The sequence below is a fragment of the Streptomyces niveus genome, from assembly GCF_001723055.1.
GTDB lineage: Bacteria > Actinomycetota > Actinomycetes > Streptomycetales > Streptomycetaceae > Streptomyces > Streptomyces niveus.
This window is the reverse complement of the sequence record NZ_MDCR01000145.1, coordinates 16608-30966: the sequence shown is the minus strand read 5'-3', so window position 1 is coordinate 30966 and position 14359 is coordinate 16608. Positions and strand designations below refer to the sequence as shown.

Here is a 14359-nt window from a genome sequence, read left to right as displayed (position 1 = left end):
CCGCCGTCCGTCAGCCGCCGGCCGCCCTGCCGGCAGGGCGTCCGGCGGCTGACGGACGGCGGCGCGCGGTACGCGCTGGACACCACGGGCTCCGGCCGGCTGATCAACGACGCGCTCCGGGCGCTGCGCCCGAGGGGCCGACTCGGTCTGGTGGCACGGCTCCACAGCGCGCTGCCGCTCGAACCGGGGACGCTGGACCGGGGCCGGCGGATCTCCCACATCTGCGAGGGCGACGCGGTGCCCGGCCTGCTGATCCCGCGGCTGACCGGACTGTGGCGGGCCGGGCTGTTCCCCTTCGACCAGCTGATCCGTACGTATCCGCTCGCCGACATCAACGAGGCCGAACGCGACTGCGACGAGGGCCTCGTGGTCAAGCCCGTCCTGATCCCGCGGGACGGTCCGGGCTGACCGCGCGGCGGCGGCCCACCCGATGCCTCGCCCGACTCGCCCAACTCGCCCGACTCTCGTGACTCGTACCGACGGAGGACGTATGACCGGCACAGTGCGGCAACACACCGGTGCGGAGGGCGTGGACGGGGGCGTCGGTCTGACGGCGCTCCTGGTCGCGGCGGCACGGGCGATCGAGACCCACCGCCACGACAGCCTGGCGCGGGACGTCTACGCGGAGCACTTCGTACGCGCCGCCCCGGCGTCCGCCCACTGGCCGGTCGCCCCGACGCAGGTCCCGGACGGGGACGCGAACCCGCTGTGGGGCCGTTTCGCCCGGTACTTCGGTCTGCGGACGCGGGTGCTGGACGACTTCCTGCTGCGGTCGGCGCACGAGGGCGGTGCCCGCCAAGTGGTGCTGTTCGGGGCGGGGTTGGACGCACGGGCGTTCCGCCTGGACTGGCCTCCCGGCTGTGTGGTCTACGAGATCGACCGGGAAGGCGTGCTGGCGTTCAAGCACCAGGTGCTCGGCGCGCTGTCGGCGACCCCGCGCGTGACACGCGTACCGATCCCGATCGACCTGCGCGCCGACTGGGCGGGAGCGCTGACGGACGCCGGTTTCGACCCGGCGGCGCCGAGCGTCTGGCTGGCCGAGGGGCTGCTGTTCTATCTGCCCCGTACCGCCGAGACGTATCTCATCGACATGGTGGACCGGATGAGCGCGCCGGGAAGCGCGCTGGCGTACGAGGTCAAGCTCGAAAGGGACTTGCAGGCATACCGCGACAGCCCGCTCTACGTCGCGACGAGGCGTCAGATCGGGATCGACCTGCTCACCCTGTTCGACGACGAGCCGCGGCCGGACTCCGCGGGCGCCCTGGCGAGCAGGGGCTGGTCCACCTCGGTCCGCACCCCCTTCGACTTCACCCACCACCACGGCCGCGGCCCGCTGCCGGAGCAGCGGAACGACGCGCTGGAGGGCAACCGCTGGGTGTTCGCGAACAAGTCCCGGCCGCGGTGACCGACTTGCGCCCGCGCTGTTCGTAGTCGGTCACCGTTCGGCACGGCGAGCGGTCTCCGGGTCGTACCGGGTCCGCGCGCGGCTACGCCGGTGGTGTCACAGCGGTGGGCAGCGCCGCCGCGTACGCGTCGTCCGGGTCGAGACGGCGCAGTTCCTCGGCGATCAGCTCGGCCGTGCTCCGTACGCGCAGGGCGAGGGTACGGGTCGGCTGACCGGTGATGGAGAGGGTCGCCGTCACGCCGACCGGGCGGTCGATGTGGATCTCGCCCGACCCGGTGTACAGCCGGACCCCTGTCACCACGGGCCCGTCGGTCTCCCGCCGCTCGACCGGTACGCGCAGGCGCTCGGTGAGCCAGCGGGCCAGCAACTCGGCGCTGGGGTTGCCGGGTTCGCTCTCCACCACCGCCGAGGTGACGGTGGCGCGGACCTGGTCGAGGGCGGCGGCCAGCATGGAACGCCACGGGGTGAGACGCGTCCAGGCCAGATCCGTGTCGCCGGGGGCGTAGGAGGCCGCACGGGCGGCGAGTTCCCGCAGCGGCTCGTCGACGGCGTGCATGTCGGTGATCCGGCGCTGGGCGAGCGCGCCCAGCGGGTCCTCGGCGGGCACCGCCGGCGCGTCGGCCGGCCACCAGACGACGACGGGCGCGTCCGGCAACAGCAGCGGCAGGACCACCGATTCGGCGTGGTCGACGGCTTCGTCGTACAACCGGAGCAGCACGGTCTCACCACTGCCGGCGTCGGCGCCGATACGGACCTCGGCGTCGACGCGGGCCTCGCCGCGGCGCCGGGAACCACGGGCCGGCCGCTTGATGACGGCCAGGATCCGGGAGGGGTGTTCACGGGAGGCCTCGGTCGCGGCCTTCACCGCGTCGTGTGCGTTCTCCTCGTCGGTGACGACGACGAGGGTGAGCACCATGCCGGAGCCGCCGCTGCCGTTGGCCCTGCCCTCGGTCAGCGCCTTGTTGATCCGGCCGGCCGTCGTGTGCGTGAGTTCGGTGATCACGGCCTGCGCCACCTCCGTCCGTCTCGTGCGAGCATCTCGTCGGCCTCGGTGGGGCCCCAGCCGCCCGAGGTGTACTGCGCGGGCCTGCCACGCGTCTCCCAGTACTCCTCGACCGGGTCGAGGATCCGCCAGGACTCCTCGACCTCCTCGGTACGCGGGAAGAGATTGGCGTCGCCGAGCAGGACGTCGAGGATCAGGCGCTCGTACGCCTCGGGGCTCTCCTCGGTGAAGGACTCGCCGTAGGCGAAGTCCATGGTCACGTCGCGGATCTCCATCGAGGTGCCCGGCACCTTCGAACCGAATCGGGTGGTCATGCCCTCGTCGGGCTGCACCCGTATGACCAGGACGTTCGTGCCGAGTTCCGCGGTGGCGGTCGAGTCGAACGGCGAGTGCGGGGCGCGCTGGAAGACCACCGCGATCTCCGTGACCCGGCGGCCCAGCCGCTTTCCGGTACGCAGGTAGAACGGCACGCCCGCCCACCGGCGGTTGTCCACCTCCAGCTTGACGGCCGCGTACGTGTCGGTCTTCGACGCGGGATCGATGCCGTCCTCCTGGAGGTAGCCGACGGCCTTCTCGCCGCCCTGCCAGCCGGCCGCGTACTGGCCGAACACGGTGTGCTCGCCGAGTTCCTCCGGCAGCCGCACCGACTTCAGGACCTTGAGCTTCTCGGTGAGCAACGACTCGGCGTCGAAGGCGAGGGGCTCCTCCATGGCGGTCAGGGCGAGGAGTTGGAGGAGGTGGTTCTGGATGACGTCACGCGCGGCGCCGATGCCGTCGTAGTAGCCGGCCCGGCCGCCGATGCCGATGTCCTCGGCCATCGTGATCTGCACGTGGTCGACGTACGACCGGTTCCAGACCGGCTCGTACATCTGGTTGGCGAAGCGCAGCGCCAGGATGTTCTGGACGGTCTCCTTGCCCAGGTAGTGGTCGATGCGGAACACCTGGTCCGGCTCGAACACCTCGTGCACGAGCGCGTTCAGCTCACGGGCGCTCCTCAGGTCGTGCCCGAAGGGCTTCTCGATCACCGCCCGCCGCCAGGATCCCTCGGGCGCGTCGGCCAGCCCGTGTTTCTTCAGCTGCCGGACGACCTTGGGGAAGAACTTCGGCGGCACGGACAGGTAGAAGGCGACGTTGCCGCCGGTGCCACGGGACGCGTCGAGCTCGTCGACGGTCTCCCGGAGCTTCTTGAACGCCTCGTCATCACCGAAGTCGCCCCGGACGAAACGCATGCCCTCGGCGAGCTGCTGCCAGGTCTCCTCCCGGAACTCCGTACGGGCGTGCTCGCGCACCGCGTCGTGGACCAGTTGTGCGAAGTCCTCGTCCTCGCGGTCCCGCCGGGCGAAACCGATGAGCGAGAAGCCCGGCGGCAGCAGCCCGCGGTTGGCGAGGTCGTACACGGCAGGCATCAGCTTCTTGCGGGACAGGTCACCGGTGACACCGAAGATGACCAGCCCCGACGGGCCCGCGATCCGCGGCAGCCGACGGTCGGACGCGCTGCGCAGCGGGTTCGTCCACCCGTCCGCCCCGGGCGTCGTGGTTGTGTCCGGCATCGCGTCAATCCCCTTTCCCGGCACGGCGCTTCGGTGCACTCGTGCTGTCAGTCATCAGCGCGTACGGCCGCGGGGCTTGAGCGGGGTCGCCGGCAGTGCGGGGGCGGGCAGCGGCGAGCCGTCGTAGCCGTGGACCGTCCCGAAACGGTCGCCCGACATCCAGGCCTCACGCCCCTCGGCGATCTCCTCCTGGGTCCGTCCGATGAGGTTCCACCACATGATGATCTTCTCCTCGAACGGCTCTCCCCCGATCAGCAGCAGCCCCGAGTCGCTGAGGGCGCGCAGCGGCAACTCGCCGCGTCCGGACCCCAGATAGAGCATGGAGCCGGGATCGAGGCGCACGCCGTCGACCTCCGTGACTCCGGACATCGTCAGCACGGCGTACTCGAAGTCCGGCTCCACCGGCAGCCGTACGTCCGCGCCTTCGGCGAGCGCGAGGTCCGCGCCGACCAGCGGCGTGTACGTCGTGCCCGGCGACACCGCGCCGTCCAGCTGGCCCAGGATGACGGTGGCCGTCAGCCCCGGTCCCGTGACGGCCGGGAGGTCTACGTGGTGCTCGAAGGAGGGCGCGGTGTGCCGGTGGGCGTCGGGCAGCGCGACCCACAACTGGGCGCCGTGCAGCAGCCGGGGATGGGGCACGGTGCTCTGCTCGGCGTGCGCGATGGCCCGCCCCGACGTCATCAGACCGAGCTGACGGGGACGCAGGACCTGCACGCTGCCGACGCTGTCGCGGTGCAGGATGTCGCCCTCGTGCAGCCAGCTCACCGTCTGCAGGCCCATGTGCGGGTGGGGCGGCGCCTGCATCCCGGACCCGTCGGCGATGTCGTCGGGCCCGTAGTGGTCGACGAAGCACCAGGCGCCCACCATGCGCCGCCCCAGATTCGGCAGCAGTCTGCGCACGACCGTGGTACCGAGGCTCGCCTCGCGGGGGTTCAGCAACTCCCTGACGGGCTGTCCTGACACATCGGCCCGGCCTCCGCATTCACGGAGACTGGGCAGGAGGTCGAGGTCACTCATGACGACTGCGTCCCTTCTGTCGCGGCGGGCCGGGATGCGGAGTTGGGCCGTCCCGGGCGTTCGGGCGCGGGCACGATGGGCATCTCGCCCCGTACCGCACGGGTGACGGGGGTCCGGTCGGCGATCTCCAGCAGCCGGGCGCGCCGGGCGTCGTCGAGGTCGCCCGTCAGCTCGATGCGCCGGGTGATGCGACCGGCCCGGTCGGGCCCTTTCTCGTACGCCAGACGCACCCGGACTTCGGACAGGGGCCACTGCTTGCGCTGGGCGTACATACGCAGGGTGATGACCGTGCAGGAGCCCAGGGCCGACAGCAGGAGGCCGACGGGGGTGGGCGCGGTGTCGGCCCCGCCGACGGACTCCGGCTCGTCGGCGGCCAGCGGGTGGCGGCCCGCGCGTATGTCGACCCGGTAGTCCGATCCGGTGCCGGTGGCGACGACGGCTGCGGCTCGTACGAAGCCGGGCTGCTCGGCAGCCGCCTGCTCGGCCTGCTCCGCCTGTGACACGATCCGCCTCACAGCCCGAACCGCGCCCGCTGCTCCTGTGGCACCAGGTCGGCGTAGTCCGGGTGCTTGCCGATCCAGCCACGGATGAAGGGGCAGAAGGGAAGCACCGCGAGCCCCTGCTCCCTGGCCGCGCCGAGGGCCCCGCGGGCGAGTACGCCGCCGAGGCCCCGGCCTGCGAACCGCGGATCGATCTCCGTATGGATGAAGGCGATCTCGTCCCGGTACCGGTGGTACTCGGTGAAGCCGGCGAGTTCGTCGCCGTCGAAGACTTCGTAACGCGATCGGCCGGGGTTGTCCGCCACGCGGGATTCCATCGCTCCTCCTAAGGAGGTCGTTGCGCCGTCGTCCCTCCGCACGAGGAGGAGGCTTTCGTGACAACACAACCATCAGGGTAGTTGATTGGTCAACCGTATGGTCAACGGGCGTCCGGGTAGGTGCCGTCTCCCAGATCAGGGTCCGGCAGCACGCCCGAGGGGTCGCGGAGGGCGACCCGGCGTCCGTCCAGGCGCAGTCGGCGCAGCCCTTCGAGTGACATGCGGCGGCCGAGATCGGAAAAGGAATGGACCTTGGTGACGTCCAGAACCACGTCGGCCGCGCCGTCCGATTCGGCCATCAGGTCCAACAGCTCGGAGGCGGCGGTGACTTGGACGTTGCCCTGGAGAGCGAAGGTGACCGTGCCCGGTGACTCGCTCACGTCCACGGCGTCGACGCGGCCCCGGTCGGCGGAGAACAGATGCATCCCCATGTCCTGCGAGAGCCGCTCGAAGGCGCGACGCCCTCTCTGGCTGTTGCCGAAGGAGTCCAGGCGCGGGGAGAAAGTACCGATGCCCACCCTGTCGGGCAGGACACCGACGATGCCCCCGGCGACGCCGCTCTTGGCGGGGATGCCCACGCGGGTGAGCCAGTCGCCCGCCGCGTCGTACATCCCGGCCGCGGCCATCACGGCCATGACGTGCCGGGCGACGGAGGGGTCCATCACCCGTTCGCCGGTGACGGGTTGGACACCTCCGGTGGCGAGCGTCGCGGCCATCACGGAGAGGTCCCGGACGCTGACGAGGATCGAGCACTGGCGTGTGTATCCCTCAACGACGGACGGCACGTCACCGTCGAGGATGCCGTAGGTGCGCAGCATGTAGGCGAGGGCGAGGTTACGGTGCGCGGAGCCGAGCTCCGAGGCGCAGACGCGCTCGTCGACCCGCAGATCCCGGCCCGCGAGGCGGGAGAAGAACGCCACGGCACGCTCGACACGGTCGTCCGGTCCGGCCTCCGCGCCGACCAGGAGCGAATGCGTGGTGATGGCACCGGCGTTGATCATGGGGTTCTTGGGCCGGTGGGTGCCCCCTTCGAGGGAGAGCTCGTTGAACGCCTCGCCGGACGGCTCGACCCCGACCGCGTCCAGGACCCGGTCGAGGCCACGGTCGATGATGGCGGCGGCATAGGCGAACGGCTTGGAGATCGACTGGATCGAGAACTCCGTGTCGGCGTCGCCGGCGGCGTAGGTGCGACCGAGCGTCGTGGTCAGCGCCATGCCGAAACGTTCCGGATCGGCTTCGGCCAGCTCGGGGATGTAGTCGGCGTTGGCGCCGCTGGTGTCGTCACGCAGGCTGTCGAGCACTTCGTCCAGGTAGTCGGGGACGGGAGTCTTCATGGGGGCAGGTCTTTCTGTCCGGCGGCTTCGATGCTCGCTCCGCCACCCCCGCTTTCGATGAAAGCGGGGGTGGCCGTTCCTGTCGCGGATCTGGTGGAACTGGTGGAACTGGTGGAACTAGCCGAGGAAGGAGCGCAGAGCCGAATTGACCTCGTCCGCGTGCGTCCAGAGCAACCCGTGCGGGGCGCCCTCGATCTCCACGTACCGCGCGTCCGGCAGGTCCCGCCGAAAGCGGCGGGCGGTGGCGTCGATGGGCAGGATCCTGTCGGCCGTGCCGTGCAGGATCAGCGCCGGCTTGCCGCTGGCGCGGACCGCTTCGACGTCGGCGCGGAAGTCTTCGATCCAGGCCGGGACGACCGCGTAGGCCGCCACGGGGGCACTCGACGTCGCCACGTTCCAGCTCGCGGTGACGGCCTCCTGGCTGATCCGGCCACCAAGGTTCTCGTCAAGGTTGTAGAAGTCCGAGAAGAACTGGGTGTACCAGGCGTACCGATCGCCTTTCGCCGCCGCCTCGATTCCGTCGAAGACCTTCCGCGGCACGCCCTCGGGGTTGTCGTCCCGGGCGACGAGGAACGGCTCCAGCGAGGCCAGGAACGCGAGCTTGGCGACCCTTTCATGCCCGAATCGCGATACGTAACGGGCGACTTCGCCGGTACCCATCGAGAAGCCCACCAGAACGACGTCGCGAAGGTCGAGCGTCTCCAGCACGGTGTTCAGGTCTGCGGCGAAGGTGTCGTAGTCGTACCCGGAGTTGACCTTCGAGGAGTTGCCGAAGCCCCGGCGGTCATAGGTGATGACGCGATGTCCGGCGTCCAGAAGAGCTCGCGTCTGGCGCTCCCAGCTGTGACCGTTCAGCGGATATCCGTGAATAAGAACGACGGGCCGCCCCTCGCCCTGATCCTCGTAGTACAGCTCGACCGGTGTGCTGTTCTCATTCCCTACGGTGATGTAACCCATGTGCTTTCCCTTCCTGTTCGCCGGGCGTCGTCAGGCCGGCGCCGTCTCACCGCAAGGCCCCGCGTGGTCGCAGTACGGCTGAAGCCGGCTCTGTCCGCACCCGCACAGGAGGGCCCTGGTCTCGGCCCGGGGGCCCTCCGGCGTGTCCACGCTCAACTCGCCGTGCACGACGAGCTGTCCGACGGAGTTGCGTGTGATCACCGTGGGCCGGTCCGGGGTCTCCGGCTCGCCGTCCACGAGTTCGTACCGCAGCGCACCCGACGGACAACGGCGCACCACCTCGGCCAGGCGCTCGGCGTCGGCGCTGTCGGGCCGGATCCACGGGCGCGCGGCGGTGTCGAAGACCTCGGGCAGGCCGTGGACGCACTCGGCGGCGTGCAAGCACCGCCGGGCCTCGAAGGTCACGGTGATCGACCGGCCCTCGTACGCCTTCTTCTCGGTTCGGCCGCTCATGCTGTTCAGTCGCTGACTCTGCTGCGGGACTGGTACAGCAGGTCCTGGTACTCGGGGTGCCGGGCGATCCACCCCGAGTAGAACGGACAGGTGGCCAGCACCCGCAGGTTCGCGGCACGCGCCTCGTCGAGCGAGGTGCGCACCAGCGCCGCCCCGACTCCCCTGCCCTCGTACTCCGGAGAGACCTCGGTGTGTACGAAGGCGACCAGTTCCTTGGTACGGATGTACTGCGCGACGCCCGCGACCTCGGCCTTTCCGTCGACCCGGGCCTCGTACCGCTTGGCTCCGGGAGCGTCGCTCACTTCCACCGCCATGTGTTGTCCTCCCTCAGGTCCTGCGCGTGAGTCTCGCCGCACAGTAACCCAATCCAGTTGACACATCAACTGAACTCGACCACGTAGGCGGCCACCCGATACGGACGGGAGCCGGCGCGGCAGCTGTGTCAGGCCTCTGTTCCGGCGGGCGTGGCCAGGAGCTGCGTCTCCCAGGCGTAGGCCACACCACTGGCGCCGCCGTGCTGCGCCAGGACCTCGACGACGCCCGGCACGGTCTTCTCGCGGGCATAGTCGCGCTGCCACTCGGACATCACGGCCATCCAGTTGATCGGGGTGACGCCCGCCTGGTTCATGCGCCGCACCGCCATGTCGTGGGCCTCCTTCGAGGCACCGCCCGACGCGTCGGTGACGACGAAGACGTCGAAGCCCTCGCCCGCCGCCTGTATCGCCGGCATGGCCACACAGACCTCCGTCCAGAGACCGGCGATGATCAGCTTCTTGCGCCCTGTCGCCTTGACGGCGTCCACGACGCGCTCGTCCTCCCAGGTGTTGACCCAGGTCCTGTTGATCGGCTTCTGCTCCGGGAACACATCCTGCAGCCCCTGGAGGAGAAGGCCGCCGCGCTCCTCCAGCACGGTCGTGAGAATCGTCGGTACGTCGAACACCTTGGCGGCCTTGGCGAGTCCGACGACGTTGTTGACGACCATCGTCGGCTCGTGGCTGTGCAGGTTGGCGAACTGGAACGGCTGGTGGTCGATCAGTACGAGAACGCTCTCCTCGGGCGTCAGCAGCGCGCCGAGGCCGGCCTTGTTCGCAGAGCTCATGGGATTCCCTCGCTGGAGTTTCGCGTCCACGGGCCTCAGACGGCGCGGCGACCGGCTGACGAACCCAAACCGTTTGGTTGACGCATCACCTACGATAGATATCGACCCTTGATGCGTCAACTAGCTCCGATGAATGGGGAACTGACGGTGAATCCGACGATCAGCCGAGAAGCGGCAAGCGGCAGAGAGCATGCCGGAGCCGGGGTGCGATCAAGTGCGGACGAAGACCGATCCGACCATGCGGATCGGGCGCGACAACACGCGCGCCAAGCCCGACGATTGACGGGTTGGCGACATTGCCCTACCGTGGCGGTTGATCCATCAACTAGAACTACGCACTCACGGGGCTACGAAGTCGTGGAATCTCTCAGACCGGTCGGTCGGACTGCGTCTCCATATGCGCGAGGACGCGGTTCGAGATCCGGGCGAGCGTGTCGAGTTCTTCCGGGGTGAGGGCGTCGATGAACAGCCGGCGGACGTGATCGACGTGTACGGGCGCGGCCTCTTCGATCGCCTTGTAGCCGGCCGGGGTGGCGACGATGAACGCGCCGCGTCCGTCATCGGGACACTCTTCCCTGGCTACCAGTCCCCGCGTCGTCATCCGCCGGACCTGGTGGGACATACGGCTCTTCTCCCACTCCACCGACTTGGCCAGGTCCAGAAAACGCATCCGCCCGCCGCCCCGTTCGGTGAGACTCGCCAGCACCAGGTAGTCCGAGGCGGACATGTGCGAGTCGGACTGAATCAGGCGCGACAGACGTCCGATGAGCGTCTCCTGCATGCGGATGAAGCTGTCCCAGGCAACCTTCTGCTCCGAGGTTAGCCAGCGAGGCGTTGCATTCATTGAGGGAGTGTAGCGAAAACGTTGACAGCTCATCTATCCCGCTGACGTGGCCGATTCCGGTCGATGCCCGGAATATCCCCGGGGGGTTCAGCAGGTCCGGAACACCAGGCGCGGAGCGCACGTTGGCCCCGGCATGACTGAACTTCGCGCCCTCGGCTCGTCCGGCCTTCTCGTTTCCCCCCTCTGCCTGGGTGGCAACGTCTTCGGCTGGACCGCCGACAAAGCACAGTCCTTCGCGGTGCTCGACAGCTACGTCGCCGCGGGCGGCAATTTCATCGACACCGCCGACTCGTACATGCACTACTTTCCCGAACAGGGCAACGAGCCTGGCCAGTCCGAGACCATCATCGGCGACTGGCTCGCCACCCGCCGCAATCGCGACGACGTCGTCATCGCGACCAAGGTCGGCGACCACCCGAAGTACATGGGGCTTGCGCCCGCCACGATCAAGGCCGCCGCCGAGGAGTCCCTGCGTCGGCTGCGTACCGACCACATCGACCTCTACTACACCCACTTCGACCGGGACGAATCCATCCCGGTGGACGAGATCGTCACCGCGCTCGACGACCTCGTGAAGGCGGGCAAGGTGCGCGCCATCGCGACCTCCAACATCAGTCCCGAACGGCTTTCCGCGTCACTGGCCTTCTCCGACCGGGAGGGCCTGGCGCGCTACGTGGCTCTGCAGCCACCGTACAACCTCGTCTCGCGCGACACCTACGAGGGTGCGCGGCGGGAGATCGTGGAGCGTGAAGGCCTGGCCTGCGTACCGTACTTCGCGCTCGCCTCCGGCTTCCTCACCGGCAAGTACCGCCCCGGCGAGAGCGTCGAGAACGTGCGCAACCTTCCCGGGCTCGCCGGTGGCTACGCGGACACCGATCGCGGCGTGAAGGTGCTCGACGCGTTGGAGCGGGTCGCGACGGCGCGGGAGGTGGAGCTGGCCACGGTGGCGCTGGCCTGGCTCGCGGAGCAGCCGACCGTGACCGCGCCGATCGCCTCCGCGCGCACCGTCGAGCAGTTGCCGGCGCTCTTCGCCGCACAGGACCTGCACCTGACGGACACCGAGCTGCGGACCCTGACGGCGGCCTCTTCCTGACCGGAGCTTGTACGAACGGAGAGCCCGGCGCCGGTTGCGGCATCGGCCCGGGCCATCCGGACTCCGCCGTGTTCGAACCCCGGCCGCACATCCGCCGAATGGCCCACGCCCCTTGATCGCGGAACTCCCGGGCGAGCAGGGGGCCAGCAGAAAGGCCCCGGCGTGTCCTCCACGCTTGGGGCCTTGGTCCGTGCATGCTGTTGTCGCAGGTGAAAACGTTTCGTCACCTGCGCCGCGCGGTGGGGCGGGTGGGACTCGAACCCACGGCCGACGGATTATGAGTCCGCTGCTCTAACCGGCTGAGCTACCGCCCCTAACGGCGCGTCGCGCACATTTGTGCGCGCCGTCTGCCGCAGCATAGCCGCTCATACGATCTCCTGCCTCGGATGGTCGGCATCGCCTGACCATGAGGACTTCGTCGCGCGCCGACCGGTTCCAGGGAACCCCGAAGATCACCCGGAAGACGTTCCTCGAACCGTTGACCCACGCTCCGCGCACCGCCGCGGACGGACACGGGCACAAGAAAGAGGACCCCGAGGGGTCCTCTTCCGTGCTTGCTCTCCCGGCTGGACTCGAACCAGCAACCCTCCGGTTAACAGCCGAATGCTCTGCCAATTGAGCTACAGGAGATCGCGCTCCCCCGACTGGACTCGAACCAGTAACCTGCCGGTTAACAGCCGGCTGCTCTGCCAATTGAGCTACAGGGGATTGCTGCGTATGCGTCGAACGCACCCACCCGGCTCTGCCGGGGCGGCGGACGTTCGCTGCGACACATACATTAGCGCAAGCAGGGGGGTGCTCCGCCAATCGGTATCCCGCCGGGTCACACTGGGTGATCTCGGGCCTGGTGGGTAGGCGGACGTCACGGCTCGAGGTCCGATGCCAACGAACTAACGAAGGGTGGCAGGCCATGCGGCGCCTCACGTTCATCGCGGGACTGGCTGTCGGTTATGTACTGGGTACCAGGGCCGGGCGAGAGCGCTACGAGCAGCTCAAGAAGTCGGCCAGCCGGATCTCGCAGAACCCGGCCGTGCGCAACGCCGCGGAGACGGCGGCGCTGTCCGGGCGTGAGTACGCGGGCAAGGCGTACCACTCGGTGAGCGACAAGGTCGGGGACAAGGTCCCGGGGTCCGTCGCCGACCGCGTCCGGTCGCTGCGCTCGCGGAACCACAACGGTGAGGACGACTGGGGGACCACCAACACCTGACCCGCGCCGCCGGGCGTCCGGCGGCCTGTCGGTCCCGGCAGCCGCCGTCGCCTCGCGAGTGCGGCAGAATCGTGCCATGGGAATAGTCGCCGGGTTGGACAGTTCGTCGGGTTCCACGCGCATCGTCGTGTGTGACGCGGACACGGGTGCCGTGCTGCGGCAGGGATACGCGGTACATCCCGTCGAGGCCAAGGCCACCGAGGTCGATCCGCAGGCCTGGCTGCTGTCGCTCGGCGAGGCCGCGGGCGGCGGGCTCCTGGAGGGTGTGGAGGCCATCGGCGTCTCCGCGCAGCAGCACGGGCTCGTGCCGCTGGACCGGTCCGGCAATCTCGTACGGCCCGCGCTGCTCGGCAACGACAAGCGCGCGCAGGTCGCCGCAGCCGATCTGATCGACGCGCTCGGCGGGCGGCAGGCCTGGGCCGAGGCCGTCGGATCGGTGCCGCAGTCCGGTCAGCCGGTGGCGAAGCTGCGCTGGCTGGCGCGGCACGAGCCGGAGGCGGCGGGGCGTACGGCGATGGTCCTCCAGCCGCACGACTGGCTGGTGTGGCAGTTGCTCGGCCGGCCCGCGCGGCGCACGACGGACCGGGGCGCGGCGTCCGGTTCCGGTTTCTGGTCGGCCCGTACGGGTGCGTACCGGCCGGATCTGATGGAGCTGGCGCTGGGCCACCAGGCGGCGCTGCCGGAGGTGCTCGGCCCCGCCGAGGCCGCCGGGACGACCCCCGAGGGCCTGCTGATCTCCGCGGGTACGGGCGAGACCATGGCCGCCGCCTTCGGGCTGGGGGTGGGGATCGGCGACGCGGTCGTGTCGCTGGGCGCCTCCGGGTCGGTGATGACCGTGCACCACGAGGCGCTGGCCGACCCGTCCGGGATGATCACGTCGTTCGCCGACGCCACGGGGATGCATCTGCCGGTCGTGCACACGCTCAACGCCGTACGGGCCCTGCGCGGCACGGCGGAGCTGCTGGGGACCGAGGACCTGGAGGCGCTGTCGGCGCTGGCGCTCAAGTCCACGCCCGGCGCGTCCGGTCTGGTGTTCCTGCCCTATCTGGAGGGCGAGAAGACGCCGCAACTGCCGCACACGGCGGGCACGTTGACCGGTCTGCGGCGGGAGTCGATGAAGCCGGAGCACCTGGCGCGGGCCGCGTTCGAGGGGATGCTCTGCTCGCTGGCCGACGCGATGGACGTGGTGCGCGGGCGCGGCGTCGAGGTGCGGCGGGTGTTCCTGCTCGGTGCGGCGGCCGGGCTGCCGGCCGTACAGGCGTCGGCGCCGGGGATCTTCGGGGCGCAGGTCGTCGTGCCCGAACCGGCGGAGTACGCGGCGCTGGGCGCGGCGCGGCAGGCCGCGTGGGCGCTGGGTGTCTCGAAGAACACACTGTCCCCGCACAGCCCGCCGGAGTGGCGGGGCGCGGCGGTGCAGGTCTTCGAGCCGGGCGAGGAGGCTGCGGTCGGCGCGGCGGTGCGCCAGCAGTACACGGCGGCGCGTGAGCAGATCCACCCGGGGGCGTTCGCGGCGGCGCCGGGGGCGTAAGGGCGGGACCGGAGGCGCGGGGCCGGGGCGTAGAGCGGGGCGCTGCGGTACG

Annotated in this window: 15 protein-coding genes, 3 tRNA genes and 1 pseudogene; 5 read left to right on the top strand and 14 right to left on the bottom strand. The window is 70.0% G+C overall.

What is annotated here, in order from left to right; all coding sequences use genetic code 11:
* Together BHU15_RS18455 and BHU15_RS18450 are read left to right on the top strand one after the other, a co-directional pair.
* A pseudogene (locus BHU15_RS18455) lies at nucleotides 1-408 on the top strand (NAD(P)-dependent alcohol dehydrogenase); the annotation flags it as partial.
* 82 nt (nucleotides 409-490) lie between these two features.
* Entirely contained in the window at nucleotides 491-1405 is a 915-nt protein-coding gene (locus BHU15_RS18450) for a class I SAM-dependent methyltransferase (protein WP_069628197.1), read from the top strand.
* Between the two features lie 82 nt (nucleotides 1406-1487).
* Here BHU15_RS18450 and opcA read toward each other — a convergent pair whose 3' ends face one another.
* The 11 genes from opcA to BHU15_RS18395 form a co-directional block, all read right to left on the bottom strand.
* On the bottom strand, nucleotides 1488-2408 hold the full coding sequence (gene opcA / locus BHU15_RS18445; RefSeq protein ID WP_069628199.1) for a glucose-6-phosphate dehydrogenase assembly protein OpcA: 921 nt from the start codon (nucleotides 2406-2408) through the stop codon (nucleotides 1488-1490).
* On the bottom strand, nucleotides 2405-3958 hold the full coding sequence (gene zwf, locus BHU15_RS18440) for a glucose-6-phosphate dehydrogenase (protein ID WP_069628196.1): 1554 nt from the start codon (nucleotides 3956-3958) through the stop codon (nucleotides 2405-2407). Before zwf ends, opcA begins: the two co-directional genes overlap by 4 nt.
* A 54-nt stretch (nucleotides 3959-4012) precedes the next feature.
* Nucleotides 4013-4975, bottom strand: a complete 963-nt coding sequence (locus BHU15_RS18435) for a pirin family protein (protein WP_069628195.1) — start codon at nucleotides 4973-4975, stop codon at nucleotides 4013-4015.
* Nucleotides 4972-5478, bottom strand: a complete 507-nt coding sequence (locus BHU15_RS18430) for an OsmC family protein (protein WP_209269122.1) — start codon at nucleotides 5476-5478, stop codon at nucleotides 4972-4974. Before BHU15_RS18430 ends, BHU15_RS18435 begins: the two co-directional genes overlap by 4 nt.
* 8 nt (nucleotides 5479-5486) lie before the next feature.
* Nucleotides 5487-5792 carry a GNAT family N-acetyltransferase gene (locus BHU15_RS18425; protein WP_069628193.1) on the bottom strand — a complete coding sequence of 102 codons (306 nt, stop codon included), beginning with the start codon at nucleotides 5790-5792 and terminating at the stop codon, nucleotides 5487-5489.
* 101 nt (nucleotides 5793-5893) lie between these two features.
* Nucleotides 5894-7126 carry a glutaminase gene (locus tag BHU15_RS18420; protein WP_069628192.1) on the bottom strand — a complete coding sequence of 411 codons (1233 nt, stop codon included), beginning with the start codon at nucleotides 7124-7126 and terminating at the stop codon, nucleotides 5894-5896.
* Nucleotides 7127-7243: 117 nt separating this feature from the next.
* Complete coding sequence (locus BHU15_RS18415) at nucleotides 7244-8083, bottom strand: alpha/beta fold hydrolase (protein WP_069628191.1); 840 nt, start codon at nucleotides 8081-8083, stop codon at nucleotides 7244-7246.
* Between the two features lie 30 nt (nucleotides 8084-8113).
* Nucleotides 8114-8536: a (4Fe-4S)-binding protein gene (locus BHU15_RS18410; RefSeq protein WP_069628190.1), complete on the bottom strand. Its 423-nt coding sequence runs from the start codon at nucleotides 8534-8536 to the stop codon at nucleotides 8114-8116.
* Between the two features lie 5 nt (nucleotides 8537-8541).
* The gene (locus BHU15_RS18405) at nucleotides 8542-8850 is read right to left on the bottom strand and encodes a GNAT family N-acetyltransferase (protein WP_023541994.1); all 309 of its coding nucleotides are present in this window, start codon (nucleotides 8848-8850) and stop codon (nucleotides 8542-8544) included.
* Between the two features lie 128 nt (nucleotides 8851-8978).
* Entirely contained in the window at nucleotides 8979-9635 is a 657-nt protein-coding gene (locus tag BHU15_RS18400; protein ID WP_069628189.1) for a hydrolase, read from the bottom strand.
* A 367-nt stretch (nucleotides 9636-10002) separates the two neighbouring features.
* Nucleotides 10003-10479: a MarR family winged helix-turn-helix transcriptional regulator gene (locus BHU15_RS18395; protein WP_069628188.1), complete on the bottom strand. Its 477-nt coding sequence runs from the start codon at nucleotides 10477-10479 to the stop codon at nucleotides 10003-10005.
* A gap of 133 nt (nucleotides 10480-10612) precedes the next feature.
* Here BHU15_RS18395 and BHU15_RS18390 point away from each other — a divergent pair, with 133 nt between their 5' ends.
* On the top strand, nucleotides 10613-11572 hold the full coding sequence (locus BHU15_RS18390) for an aldo/keto reductase (RefSeq protein ID WP_069628187.1): 960 nt from the start codon (nucleotides 10613-10615) through the stop codon (nucleotides 11570-11572).
* 240 nt (nucleotides 11573-11812) lie between these two features.
* Here BHU15_RS18390 and BHU15_RS18385 read toward each other — a convergent pair.
* The 3 genes from BHU15_RS18385 to BHU15_RS18375 all read right to left on the bottom strand — a co-directional run bounded on the left by BHU15_RS18385 (nucleotide 11813) and on the right by BHU15_RS18375 (nucleotide 12280).
* Nucleotides 11813-11886, bottom strand: a tRNA-Ile gene (locus tag BHU15_RS18385).
* 243 nt (nucleotides 11887-12129) lie between these two features.
* Nucleotides 12130-12202: transfer RNA gene (locus BHU15_RS18380), tRNA-Asn, on the bottom strand.
* A gap of 5 nt (nucleotides 12203-12207) precedes the next feature.
* Nucleotides 12208-12280, bottom strand: a tRNA-Asn gene (locus BHU15_RS18375).
* A 202-nt stretch (nucleotides 12281-12482) separates the two neighbouring features.
* On the opposite strand from BHU15_RS18375, the gene BHU15_RS18370 reads away from it, so the two are divergent.
* Together BHU15_RS18370 and BHU15_RS18365 are read left to right on the top strand one after the other, a co-directional pair.
* A complete protein-coding gene (locus tag BHU15_RS18370) occupies nucleotides 12483-12779 on the top strand; it encodes a hypothetical protein (RefSeq protein ID WP_023541990.1) in 297 nt (98 codons plus the stop codon).
* A 76-nt stretch (nucleotides 12780-12855) separates the two neighbouring features.
* Complete coding sequence (locus tag BHU15_RS18365; protein ID WP_069628186.1) at nucleotides 12856-14307, top strand: FGGY family carbohydrate kinase; 1452 nt, start codon at nucleotides 12856-12858, stop codon at nucleotides 14305-14307.
* Nucleotides 14308-14359 lie beyond the last annotated feature (52 nt).